Source organism: Moraxella catarrhalis, assembly GCF_001632285.1.
GTDB classification, from domain to species: domain Bacteria; phylum Pseudomonadota; class Gammaproteobacteria; order Pseudomonadales; family Moraxellaceae; genus Moraxella; species Moraxella catarrhalis.
In genome coordinates this window covers 36,151-47,952 of sequence record NZ_LWAH01000013.1, presented here as the reverse complement: position 1 = coordinate 47,952, position 11,802 = coordinate 36,151, and the positions used below count along the sequence as shown (strand labels likewise).

The 11,802-nt window shown below is 42.0% G+C and carries 11 protein-coding genes and 2 tRNA genes; 2 read left to right on the top strand and 11 right to left on the bottom strand.

Going from position 1 to position 11,802, the window contains the following annotated elements:
- Positions 1–1,479 carry an NADH-quinone oxidoreductase subunit N gene (locus A4U55_RS03395; protein WP_003668638.1) on the top strand — a complete coding sequence of 493 codons (1,479 nt, stop codon included), beginning with the start codon at positions 1–3 and terminating at the stop codon, positions 1,477–1,479.
- Positions 1,480–1,618: 139 nt separating this feature from the next.
- Here the strand turns inward: A4U55_RS03395 and A4U55_RS03390 are convergent, their stop codons facing one another.
- Positions 1,619–2,368: a glutathione peroxidase gene (locus tag A4U55_RS03390; RefSeq protein ID WP_063454009.1), complete on the bottom strand. Its 750-nt coding sequence runs from the start codon at positions 2,366–2,368 to the stop codon at positions 1,619–1,621.
- A 255-nt stretch (positions 2,369–2,623) separates the two neighbouring features.
- Between A4U55_RS03390 and A4U55_RS03385 the strand changes: the two genes are divergently transcribed.
- On the top strand, positions 2,624–3,445 hold the full coding sequence (locus A4U55_RS03385; protein WP_003664830.1) for a ferredoxin--NADP reductase: 822 nt from the start codon (positions 2,624–2,626) through the stop codon (positions 3,443–3,445).
- A gap of 189 nt (positions 3,446–3,634) precedes the next feature.
- On the opposite strand, the gene argS is transcribed toward A4U55_RS03385, so the two are convergent.
- From argS to A4U55_RS03335, 10 genes are all read right to left on the bottom strand, one after another.
- A complete protein-coding gene (gene argS, locus A4U55_RS03380) occupies positions 3,635–5,362 on the bottom strand; it encodes an arginine--tRNA ligase (protein WP_049149664.1) in 1,728 nt (575 codons plus the stop codon).
- Between the two features lie 201 nt (positions 5,363–5,563).
- A tRNA-Ser gene (locus A4U55_RS03375) sits at positions 5,564–5,654 on the bottom strand.
- Between the two features lie 23 nt (positions 5,655–5,677).
- Positions 5,678–5,768 (bottom strand) — tRNA-Ser (locus A4U55_RS03370).
- Positions 5,769–5,915: 147 nt separating this feature from the next.
- Positions 5,916–6,674, bottom strand: a complete 759-nt coding sequence (locus tag A4U55_RS03365; RefSeq protein WP_063454008.1) for a YdcF family protein — start codon at positions 6,672–6,674, stop codon at positions 5,916–5,918.
- Positions 6,658–7,734: a UDP-N-acetylmuramate dehydrogenase gene (gene murB, locus A4U55_RS03360; protein WP_063454007.1), complete on the bottom strand. Its 1,077-nt coding sequence runs from the start codon at positions 7,732–7,734 to the stop codon at positions 6,658–6,660. The genes A4U55_RS03365 and murB overlap by 17 nt, the downstream gene beginning before the upstream one ends.
- Before the next feature lie 29 nt (positions 7,735–7,763).
- On the bottom strand, positions 7,764–8,258 hold the full coding sequence (locus tag A4U55_RS03355) for a low molecular weight protein-tyrosine-phosphatase (protein ID WP_063454006.1): 495 nt from the start codon (positions 8,256–8,258) through the stop codon (positions 7,764–7,766).
- A gap of 5 nt (positions 8,259–8,263) precedes the next feature.
- Positions 8,264–8,665, bottom strand: a complete 402-nt coding sequence (locus A4U55_RS03350) for an RNA-binding S4 domain-containing protein (protein ID WP_063454005.1) — start codon at positions 8,663–8,665, stop codon at positions 8,264–8,266.
- 245 nt (positions 8,666–8,910) lie between these two features.
- Positions 8,911–9,294 (bottom strand): ASCH domain-containing protein, encoded by a 384-nt coding sequence (locus tag A4U55_RS03345; protein WP_042510277.1) that lies wholly within the window; start codon positions 9,292–9,294, stop codon positions 8,911–8,913.
- Positions 9,294–10,835, bottom strand: a complete 1,542-nt coding sequence (ilvA, locus tag A4U55_RS03340) for a threonine ammonia-lyase, biosynthetic (RefSeq protein WP_003673041.1) — start codon at positions 10,833–10,835, stop codon at positions 9,294–9,296. Before ilvA ends, A4U55_RS03345 begins: the two co-directional genes overlap by 1 nt.
- A 177-nt stretch (positions 10,836–11,012) precedes the next feature.
- Positions 11,013–11,762: a YebC/PmpR family DNA-binding transcriptional regulator gene (locus tag A4U55_RS03335; protein WP_003656512.1), complete on the bottom strand. Its 750-nt coding sequence runs from the start codon at positions 11,760–11,762 to the stop codon at positions 11,013–11,015.
- Positions 11,763–11,802 lie beyond the last annotated feature (40 nt).

Sequence of the window (11,802 nt, the reverse complement as noted above, 5' to 3'; positions counted from 1 at the left end):
ATGAATCCGATGATTTTTGAATCTATTTTATCAATACTGCCTGCTGTGATCGTGGCACTCACTGCGCTCATCGTGATGATTACCATTGCTGTCAAGCGTTCTCATTTTTGGGCGGCAACACTCAGCGTCGTGGGTCTAAATATGGCGTTGCTGGCAGTTATTTCCCAAGCCTTAGGCTTAGTGCCTGCAGGCGTATCTTTTGGTGAATTGTTTATCTTTGATGGTTTTGCAATTTTCAATATGGGTGTGATTTTGATCACAGCATTGGCTTGCTGTACATTGGCATACGGCTATTTTGAGACATTACAAGATCATAAAGATGAACTGTATTTGATTATGCTAATCTCTACGCTAGGGGCAATGCTAATGACAGGTGCAGCGCATTTGGCGGCATTTTTTATGTCGCTTGAGCTGTTGTCTGTACCGATGTATGGTATGTTAGCATACACCTTCTTGCGTTCTCGATCGCTTGAGTCGGGTTTAAAATACCTTATCATGTCCGCCACCGCCTCTGCCACCTTGCTGATGGGCATGGCGTTGATTTTTGCTGATGCAGGTACTTTATTATTCAAAGATTTGGCAAGAAATCTTTTGATTGGTAATTTGTCAGGCTTAAGTGTGGCTGGGGTGGTCATGATGTTGGCAGCTGCAGCATTTAAATTATCAGCAGCACCATTTCATTCATGGGTGTCAGATGTCTATGAAGGTGCACCAGCACCAATCGCTGCTTTTTTAGCAAGTGTGAGTAAAGTGGCAATGATGGCACTTGCACTTAGATTCTTTGTGGGTAGTATGTTTACTGCCATGCCAGCTTTTGAGACGATTTTGATTGTTGTCATTGTTTTGTCTATTTTAATGGGTAACTTACTTGCAATCCGCCAAAATAACATTAAGCGTATGCTTGCTTATTCTTCGATTGCACATATTGGCTATGCATTGACAGCACTTTTATCAATCGGTGCAGGTAGCTTGCCTTTGGTGAGTATGTATATGGCAGTTTATGCACTGACATCTATTGGAGCGTTTGGGGTGATCACACTGATGTCAAGCCCATATCGTGAGCGTGGACGCACTTCTATCAGTGGCGAAGCTGATGACCTGCGTTTTTATCAAGGGTTATTTTGGCGTCGTCCCGTTCTAACGGCGGTACTGACTGTGATGCTACTATCATTGGCAGGTATTCCTCTGACGGCAGGATTTGTTACCAAATTTACCATATTCTTTGCGGCTGTACAAGGCATGCACTTCTTGGCGGCTGGTATGATTATTTTGGGTAGTGCCATCGGTTTGTATTATTATTTGCGTATTTTGGTCAATCTGTACCAAAAACCCAAAGTCAATCTTGAGTTTGATGCACATCAACATTGGGGCGTTAAGGCAGGCGGAGTCATGGCGATGATTATCACCGCACTTATCGTTATCTTTGGCGTACTACCAGAAGCAATGATGCAAATGGCTGCCCGAGCAGTGATGTTGTAATAAAGATTACGATTTATCAGTAAATCAGCACCCAAATGAGTGCTGATTTACATTTATGCCAATCTTGGTCATATCAAGTTAAACCTTGACAATAAAAAAGAGCTTAATCATAAGCCCTTTTTATCGCATCGTCAGAAAATTAAACGGCACAAGCATCACTTGCCAAATAAGTTTCAAGTTCTTCTGAACCACCGATGCGTTTGCCACCAACAAAGACTTGTGGCACTGTCTCATGACCAGTGATGGCACGAACACTTGTCATGCTGGCATCTCGGCCAAGTACAACTTCTTCATATGCAACACCATGAGATTTTAAAGCCTCTTTAGCCTTGGCACAAAAATCACAACCAGGCTTGGTAATAATGGTTACAGACGGCTTATCTTCCCAATCTGGATTTAAAAATTTGATCATGGTATCAGCATCAGAAACCTCAAACGGATCGCCATCTTTTTCAGGCTCATCAAAGATTTTGACAATCACGCCATCATCAACAAGCATCGAATAACGCCATGAACGCTTACCAAAGCCCAAATCTTCTTTGCTAACCAAACGATTCATACCTTCGGTAAACTCACCATTACCATCTGGGATTAAAGTGATCTTGTCACTTTCTTGGTCGTCTGCCCAAGCATTCATCACAAAGGTATCATTCACCGATACACACAAAATATCATCAATGCCCAGTTTTTTAAATTCATCTGCCAATTCATTATAACGAGGCAAATGTGTTGATGAACAAGTCGGCGTAAAGGCACCTGGTAATGAAAAAACCACGACTTTTTTACCACTAAAAAGCTCATCAGTGTTCACATCAACCCACTGATCACCTTGGCGTGTATGAAATACAGCATTTGGGACTTTTTGTCCTGTCATGTCTTTAAAAGCCATAATAATTTTCCTTTTGGTTGTGATAAAACTTGTATGAAAAAATTGATAGTATTTAATTTAATTTATATTTATTATATAAGAATATTTATTAATATTTCAAGTGATAATTTTAAAGGCAATCAAGGCAATTTTTTGAATTTGATGCGTGACTGATGATTTGACTAAAGCCAAATTATCAGTCAAAATACACAATAAAAGTCCAATGTCTGTTAAGATGACATTGGTGATTAAGATGATAATGACAAAGAGAACATCATGAGTGATGACAAAGCAGTGACATTGACGGTGCTATCAAAGACAGTTTGGTCGCCCAATTTATTTAGTTTTACGACAACCAGACCTAAGGGTTTTCGGTTTGAGGCGGGGCAATTTGTTCGGCTGGGATTATGTGCAGATGAGCTGATTTATTATCAAGATAAGCATCAAGATACGCCTAAATCTGAGAGTGTAAGTCCAATTTTTCGTGCGTATTCTGTAGTATCGTCTCCGTATGATGAGACACTTGAGTTTTTTTCGGTGGTGGTGGCTGATGGGGAGTTTACATCACAGCTTCAATACTTACAAGCAGGTGATCAGTTGTATCTTAATACAATACCGTTTGGGTTTTTGACGCTATCACGCTACCAAGAACCAACGCCAAAAACATTATGGTTATTAGCAACTGGCACAGGGCTTGCACCATTTTTATCCATTCTACAGGATTTGTATGCTTGGGAGCACTATGATAACATTGTGCTTGTATACAGTGCACGAACTCAAAGTGAATTGGCGTATCAAGACAAAATTCATTCATTGGCAACAAGCTTTGGGGGGTTGGTGGATAATCCTGCTCGTTTTTATTATGTGCCAATCGTAACGCGTGAAAAAGTCGCTGGCTGCTTATCTGAGCGTATTCCAAGCTTAATTAATAATGGTGAGCTTGCCAAGACAGCAGGGGTAGCACTCGACACTCAATCGCATGTCATGCTGTGCGGTAATCCACAAATGGTTGAGGACACCAAAGAAGCACTCAAAGCACAGGGGCTTAGCATGAATCGTCGTGGCGTTGGTCACATTGCCGTAGAAAATTATTGGTAAAAACCACCAGTACGCTCTTAGCTTGGCTTATATTTGTAACTTGTATTTGGTTAAATCGTGGCTTGTATCATAAAAATAGCCACTTGTTGATGCTAATGCCTAATAAAAATCCCATCATGCCAGTCATGAGCAATAAGATGGCTGATGCTAAAACCATCCCCTAAAGATATTAGGGGATGAAAAAGTGATTTACATTTTTTCTACGGTCTTAATACCAAGTAATTGCAGGCCTTGTTTTAGAGTTTTGGCGGTCAGTGCTGCAAGTCGTAGGCGAGAGGTCTTTGTCTTATCATCAGAGCTTAGGATTGGGCAGGCTTCATAAAAACTTGAGAAAATACCCGCCAATTCAAATAGGTATTGACACAATAGATGTGGCATACCGTCTTTGGCAACCAATAATAGCACTTCTTCAAATTGAAGCAATTTGACCGCCAAGGCTCGCTCTTTATCTTCATGAATCACAATCTCACCGCCAATATCTGCCATATCAAGCCCTGCACGCGCAAAAATCGAGCGAATGCGTGTATAGGCATATTGCATATAGGGTGCAGTATTGCCCTCAAATGACAGCATATTATCCCAATCAAACACATAGTCGGTGTTACGATTTTTGGAAAGGTCGGAATATTTAACCGCACCAATGGCAACCGCTTCAACGACAGCACGCTTTTCTTCAGCACTAAGATCGGGATTTTTTTGCTCGATTAGGGTGGTTGCACGCTCGATTGCTTCATCAAGCAAATCGGCAAGCTTAACCGTGCCACCTGTGCGTGTTTTAAAAGGTTTACCATCCTTGCCAAGCATCATACCAAAGGTAAAATGCTCCATGACAAATTCATCAGGTACAAATCCTGCCTTGCGTGTGATGAGCCATGCTTGCTGTGCATGTAGGGTTTGGCGTGCATCGGTAAACAAAATGACACGGTCAGCATGAAGTGTATGATAGCGGTAAGCTGCTGCAGCGATGTCGGTGGTTGTGTAAAGATAGCCGCCATCCTTTTTTTGGATGATGACGCCCATTGGATCGCCTGCTTTATTTGTAAATTCATCCAAAAAAACCACCACAGCACCATCATCTTCGACCGCCAAACCTTTGTCTTTGAGTGTTTGAACAATGCTGGGCAGCATTGGATTATATAGGCTTTCACCCATGGTATCATCACGCGTTAAGGTAACATTTAGGCGGTCATAAGTGTGCTGACATTGTGCCATGGTGATATCTACAAGTTTTCGCCACATTGTTAAGCAATACTCATCACCGCTTTGGAGTTTTACCACATAATTACGAGACTTTTTGGCAAACGCTTCATCGCTGTCATAGGCGTGTTTTGCTGCACGATAAAATGCTTCTAAATCAGATAAATCCAAATCCTTGACATCGTCATTTTGTACCTTTTCAAGATAAGCGATGAGCATGCCAAACTGCGTACCCCAATCACCCACATGGTTAGCACGGATAACGGTATTACCTAAAAATTCAAGCGTGCGTACGACGCTATCACCGATGATGGTTGAACGCAGGTGACCGACATGCATTTCTTTGGCGACATTTGGGGAAGAGTAGTCAACCACCACGGTATCATTTTGGGCGGCATTTACGCCCAAAGTGCGACTGATATTGGCTTGATTGGCATGTCTAGATATCCACTCATCTTTTAAGAAAATATTAATAAATCCAGGACCTGCAATCTCAAGTTTTTCGGCGATATCATCAATGCTTAAATGATCAAGCACCGTTTGGGCAAACTCTCGTGGATTCATACCCAGTTTTTTGGCAGCACCCATGATGCCATTGGCTTGATAATCCCCAAATTGTATTTTATTGGATTGACGCACTAAAGCCTCAACCTCGCTGCCTGCACCAGCTGCGATCATTGCCTTTTTAATTTCATCGTTTAAAATTGCTTGAATATTCATCGATTGCCTATGGATAAATTATAAAAATAAAAAAAATTCTGATTAAATAAGCCGTGATTTTAGCAAATTTTCTATAAAAAATCTTGATTAATTGGCAAATGATGCCAAGCAAGCTTTTGTATGTTTCATTAAGTTAAATAAGCTAAAATACTCAAAATCAAAAAAACCGCCCAATCTCTAAGATAGGCGGTTTTTTAATAATGGCGGAAGCTGAGAGATTCGAACTCTCGGTGGGCTATGAACCCACGCCGGTTTTCAAGACCGGTGCATTCAACCGCTCTGCCAAGCTTCCATAAGCGGTGTATTAATAAAAAATGGCGGAAGCTGAGAGATTCGAACTCTCGGTGGGCTATGAACCCACGCCGGTTTTCAAGACCGGTGCATTCAACCGCTCTGCCAAGCTTCCAATGCGTCGTATTATAGACGAATTTTTTGTAAATGCAAGGATTTTTTATAAAAATTGGCATAATTTTGTTATATTTAAACACCAATTGCCCATGGGGGACGATCATGGAAGCTCAAACCTTTCTATAAAGGCGAAACTAAGAAGTTATTAAAATAATTTCGGCTGACGGCGAGGGGTACCAATCTCCTCGATACTAATTTCATCGGTCGTACGACAATTTGTTTGGGGGGTGATAATATCTCGTGCCAGTGCTACCAGTTCATAGATCGTACGGCGTGTATGGATCAGATTATCTTTAGGGTTTTGCCAGCTGGAGCGAATGGCAAGGGGTGCAGGGGCGGGTATAGTATGGATGCCAGCCTTGGCAAATTGACGGCGCGCCCGAGCCATATGATAGCGATCTGTCACCAAATAAACTGTCGTTGATAGCTCATGATGGCTGAGTAATTTGGCAGTAAAAACGGCATTTTCGCAAGTATTCATACTGGCGTTTTCGTTGATAATCACCACCTTTGTCCTGCCAATATGCTCAGTCAAATAGTCGCGTAGCCATGGGGATTCGGCACCACTGGTAATAATGCTCAAAGGATACAGCTTGTGCAGATGAATGGCGGCATTTGCACGGCTTTGGGTAAAGTGGTTTAGGCTGATTGTACCAGCTGAGTTTTTGGTTAATCCACCGCCAAGCACAACGATACTTGTGGCATCATCTTGAACGGTAGCTAAGGTGAGGGCAGAATACAGATTAAGTAGACCAACACCAAGATTGGCAAATATAGGCGTTAAGGCACTCGCTATGCCAATCAGTATCACAGTACTACCCACTGCAATAAATTTTAAGGATTTTAATACCACACATCTCATGGTGGAAGTGCGTTTTTTTGATCTGTTAGTTGTAGCTGCCATCAGCATTAATCCAGGCAGGTTCACGCACTAAGGTGATGTTAAATTTTTGTTTAACTGCAGCGATGATAACATCAGCTGTGGCTTTGATATCCTCTTGGGTGGCAATAAACGGCATATGATTGGTTAAAACAAGTGCTTGTTTGGCGTGGGTTAATATCGGCGGCACACCTTGACCTTTAAGTCCTGCTTGGTCAATCAGCCATCCTGCAGGTACTTTAACCAAAGTTTTGGTAATAAGATAGCATGGCAAATTAGGATAATCCACGCACAGTTTTTGATAATGTTCTGTTGAGATGATTGGATTTTGAAAAAAAGAGCCACAGTTGGCCAAAACTTTTGGGTCGGGTAGTTTGCTTTGGCGGATGGCAATAACTGCATGATACACATCTGTCGTGGTAACGGCAGTTCTGCCTTGATGATTTGCCAGCTGTTTTGCATATGTGTGCAAATCGCCATAGCTACTTAGAATGCGTGTTGGGTTTTTATGTAATCGCAGTGTCACCGCACAAATGAAGTAGCGATTTGGCTCATCTTTAAAAATGCTATGACGGTAGCCAAATTGGCATGCTTGTTTAGACAACTGTTTAAACTGCTTGCTCGCCCATTCATAAACCTGTACGCTGACCAACACATCGTCAAGTTGTACACCATAAGCACCAATATTTTGCACAGGTGCAGCACCGACAAGCCCTGGAATTAAGGCAAGATTTTCAAGTCCAAACCAGCCTTTATGCACGCAATCGGTTACCAGATCATGAAAATTTTCACCTGCTTGCACCTGTAAGATGATTTCTTGGTCATCTTCAAACAGCACACGCCTACCCATCATGCGAGGTAAAAGCACGGTGGTATGCAGTCTGCTTGGCAATAAAACATTACTGCCACCTGATAGCACAAACCAAGTGTTATTTAGCTTAAGTGTTGGCAAAGCGGCTGCATCATGAATGACGATCGCTGTATCTGCAACAGACGACAGTGCCATAGTATTCATCGAAGACAGGTCATAATTTTGGTAAGTGTCAAGCATGGAATATGTCAATTGATGGGCAATGGGTTGCATTATAGCGGTAGCAGGTTTGATAAGTCAATCTATACCAGTAAAGCTTGATGATCAAGCTGCCATACCGTGATATACCGATTGGCAATTTGCTGAAGATGGGTGTACATTTGTTCAAAATCTTGCTCATCACCATAATAAGGGTCAGCCACCGACCGACCTTCTGGATCAAATAAGCTAAGCTTTGCCATATCTCGACCATTAGCATGCATCATGGCAGTAGTTTTAAGAGTTTGTAAGTCTGATAAATTGGTGTCATCCATCGCAAAAATGAGCTCAAATTCATAAAAATCTTCCAAAGAAACTTGGCGTGCACGAAGCTGACTTAACTCAAAACCAAGTGACTCACCAGTGGCGATGGCGCGTGGATCGGGTGGATTGCCAATGTGATAGCCCGCTGTACCTGCTGAATCCAAATAAACATCAGGCAAAAAATTGGTCAGTTTGGCACGCATGACAGCTTCAGCGGATGGACTTCGGCAGATATTACCCAAACAAACAAAAAGAATCGATCGTGGTATGGTCATAGTAGCTACCAATGGTGTTTAAATTTATTTAATTCTCGACGCTGCTTTTTATCAGGCCGGCTGTCTGGATGCGCCAAATTAAGCAGTTTTCTTTGTTCAGCCATAAAAGCACGCTGAGTTTTGCTTGCATCAGTTTCTTCATACAATGTCGCTGCAAGGGTAGCATTACCCCGATTTTCAGATAGGGCTTTGATGATGATTGTTTTTTCTTCAAGGCGTGTCGCATGCCCTTGGCGAATGGTGAGTGTATCGCCGACTTGTAGCTCTTTGCTGACTTTGATTTTAGCACCGTTCATATGTACCTTGCCTGCTTCGATGGCTTCTTTGGCAAGGCTTCTGGTGCGAAAAAATCGTGCTGCCCATAGCCATTTATCAGCACGCACTCGAGTTAAAGCGTGTTCTGTCATGGGTGTATTACCAATTTATAGCGATATTTTAAGCTTGTCATTGCCATAGACTTTTTTGAAGTTTTATACATCCAGCTTTTGGGCAAAGCTTGTTTGTGCAACCTTTGCCTTGATGGGTGGGATTGATGGACAGTGAGCGTATGAGTTTAGATCGTTAATGCTGCAGCTGTCATACCGCCAACTTGTCATGTTTGCTCTATATAAGCTTCACTGACAGCTTACAATGATGAGCTTGGCGACCCAAGTCATAAAATCTCAATCACAGTAAATTCTTCAAAAATTAGCCACATTGTATCATCAAAGATATCAAATCGCTCAAAAAATTGTTGATGCTCTGCTCGCCAATACGCCAAGGATAAATCGCCTTCACCTTCTTTTTTGGCAAGAGCTTCATCCACTTCGTTAAAGCGAATGATAAACTGCGCAGTATTTTGGATAATGCAAGCAGGTATATTTTGCCCATCGGTGATGACTTGTAGGCTGCCCACAGGCGGTAGTGGCTCTGCTAAGTGCCAATCTAAAGCCGTACAAGTAGCGGTTTTTTTGCCATCTAATACAAGCTTTAATAGCGCATCCGCCATCTGAGGAGTGTTGCCAAATGACCAATGGGGTAGGGTGGTAATGTCCATCACTTCAAAAATAGCTGATAACCCACATCTTCTGTTAAACCTTGACATTCGTAGCCAATATCAGTAAGTGCGTCTAGAATTTGACGGCTATTACTATGACTGGCCTGTAATCCTACCAAAATTCGTCCTTCGGCAGCACCATGATTTCGATAATGAAATAGGGTAATATTGAAATCTTGGCCCAATTTTTCTAAAAAATTGAGTAGTGCACCGGGCCGTTCAGGAAAAATAACTCTAAATAATTGCTCATCTTCTAGATTGGCATGGCCCCCAATTAAGTAACGAATGTGTGTTTTGGCCGCCTCATCATCGGTTAAGTCATAAGCTGTATAGCCATTTTTTACCAAAGTATCGCTAATTAAGATGCGTTCTTTTTGACCTTCTTTTAGTCCGATACCAACAAAAACATGGGCGGTATTGGGGTTGGTGGCATCCATACGATAATTAAATTCAGTGATATTTCGTCCTTGTAGTACACGACAAAAATCCAAAAATGCACCAGTTTTTTCAGGCAATTGTACCGCAAAAATTGCTTCTTTTTGTTCACCGATTTCGGTTCGCTCAGCAATATAACGCAAGCGGTCAAAGTTCATGTTTGCACCCGAGATGATGGCAACGCAGTTTTTGCCACTTAGGTTGTGCGTTTGGATAAATTTTTTCATACCTGCTACTGATAAAGCACCTGCCGTCTCAACAATGGAGCGATTTTCTTCAAAAATATCTTTGATGGCAGCGCAGATTTCATCGTTAGTACAAGTGACGATTTCAGGCTCAATCACAGTACCTGAGCCATCAGATTTTGATAATTTGGCAATTTGATAAGGCAGCTCGCCAATTTGGGCAACTGCTACGCCATCAGCAAATAAAGATACCTGCGGTAGGCGGACACGCTTATTGGATGCTAGGGCGGCTTTTAGGCAAGCTGCACCTTCAGGCTCAACAGCAACCACCTTAATATGTGGTGCAACTTCTCCTAAAAAAGCTGCTACGCCCGCCAACAGACCGCCACCACCACAAGCAATAAATACATAATCAATATTACGCCACTGCTGTGTCAGCTCAAGCCCAATTGTTCCTTGTCCTGCAATTACCAGTTCATCATCATAAGGTGCGATATAAGTCATGCCGTCAGTTTCAGCTTTATGCATCGCAAAGCGGTTGGCTTCATCGAAGCTATCACCATGCAAATACACCGTACCACCAAAGGATTTGACTGCCTGAACTTTGATATCAGGCGTCGTGGTTGGCATGATAATTAAATTATTAATACCCAAACGGTTGGCAGAATATGCCACACCTTGGGCATGGTTACCTGCTGATGCACAAATGATGCCTTTTTGTTTTTGAGCGTCGGATAATTGGCTGATTTTATTATAAGCACCTCGTAACTTAAAACTAAAAACAGGCTGTAAATCTTCTCGTTTTAGACGAATGTGGTTATCAAATTTTTTGGAAAGTTTGGTGGCAGGTTCAAGGGGGGTATGAATGGCAACATCATAAACAGTGGCTTGTAAGATGGCACGGACATAGGGGGTAAGCATGAGTATTCCTTTATTCTACCGTTGTTTTTAATTTTTTATCACTAGAAATTTAATGGCTCATAAAACGATTTAACCTTAAGATCAAGATGTATTAAGTGGATCATTGACTTGGTTACTGCCTATTATTGGTCATATGACCAATTAAAAACACGCAGCAGTAACCAAATCTAACATCATTTAAGCATCAAGGCTTGCCATGACCGCTTCGCTAAAATTGACATTGGTATAAACCTCTTGAACATCGTCCAAATCCTCAAGCATGTCAATCATTTTAAGAACTTTTTGAGCATCATCAATATTATCAATGTCCGCTGTCGTACTGGGCGACATGGTAACCTCCATGCTATTTGGCGTCAATCCAGCAGCAATCAGTGCATCAACAACAGTACCAAAATCTGCAGGCGAGGTGATAACCAAAAGGCTTTCGCCATCGTTTTCGATATCCTCTGCACCAGCTTCTAAGGCAATCTCCATGATGCTATCTTCTAGGCTTAAATCATGAAAGATGATTTCGCCACGCTTACTAAATAAATACGCAACCGAACCTGAAGTACCCAGATTGCCGCCATTTTTACTAAAGGCGTGACGCACCTCGCCGACAGTACGATTGACATTATCAGTCATGGTTTCAACAATGACCGCTACGCCACCAATACCATAACCTTCATAGGTAATCTCTTCCATATTGTCATTATCACCACCCCCAGCACCACGCTCAATCGCACGCTTGATGACATCTTTGGTCATGTTGGCGGCGTTTGCTTTTTCTAGAACGGCACGCAGGCGAGGGTTATTGGCAGGGTCTGGATCACCTGATTTGGCGGCTGAAACGATTTCACGGATAATTTTGGTAAAAATTTTACCCTTTGCAGCATCCTGCTTGGCTTTGCGATGTTTGATATTTGCCCATTTACTATGACCTGCCATAATGCACCTTTACTAAAACAATAAAAATACTAAAAAGTAA

Excerpts from the sequence above, each read along its gene's own strand:
- A4U55_RS03395 (WP_003668638.1), top strand. The coding sequence starts at position 1 with ATGAATCCGATGATTTTTGAATCTATTTTATCAATACTGCCTGCTGTG.
- A4U55_RS03390 (WP_063454009.1), bottom strand. The coding sequence starts at position 2,368 with ATGGCTTTTAAAGACATGACAGGACAAAAAGTCCCAAATGCTGTATTT.
- A4U55_RS03385 (WP_003664830.1), top strand. The coding sequence starts at position 2,624 with ATGAGTGATGACAAAGCAGTGACATTGACGGTGCTATCAAAGACAGTT.
- argS (WP_049149664.1), bottom strand. The coding sequence starts at position 5,362 with ATGAATATTCAAGCAATTTTAAACGATGAAATTAAAAAGGCAATGATC.
- A4U55_RS03365 (WP_063454008.1), bottom strand. The coding sequence starts at position 6,674 with ATGGCAGCTACAACTAACAGATCAAAAAAACGCACTTCCACCATGAGA.
- murB (WP_063454007.1), bottom strand. The coding sequence starts at position 7,734 with ATGCAACCCATTGCCCATCAATTGACATATTCCATGCTTGACACTTAC.
- A4U55_RS03355 (WP_063454006.1), bottom strand. The coding sequence starts at position 8,258 with ATGACCATACCACGATCGATTCTTTTTGTTTGTTTGGGTAATATCTGC.
- A4U55_RS03350 (WP_063454005.1), bottom strand. The coding sequence starts at position 8,665 with ATGACAGAACACGCTTTAACTCGAGTGCGTGCTGATAAATGGCTATGG.
- A4U55_RS03345 (WP_042510277.1), bottom strand. The coding sequence starts at position 9,294 with ATGGACATTACCACCCTACCCCATTGGTCATTTGGCAACACTCCTCAG.
- ilvA (WP_003673041.1), bottom strand. The coding sequence starts at position 10,835 with ATGCTTACCCCCTATGTCCGTGCCATCTTACAAGCCACTGTTTATGAT.
- A4U55_RS03335 (WP_003656512.1), bottom strand. The coding sequence starts at position 11,762 with ATGGCAGGTCATAGTAAATGGGCAAATATCAAACATCGCAAAGCCAAG.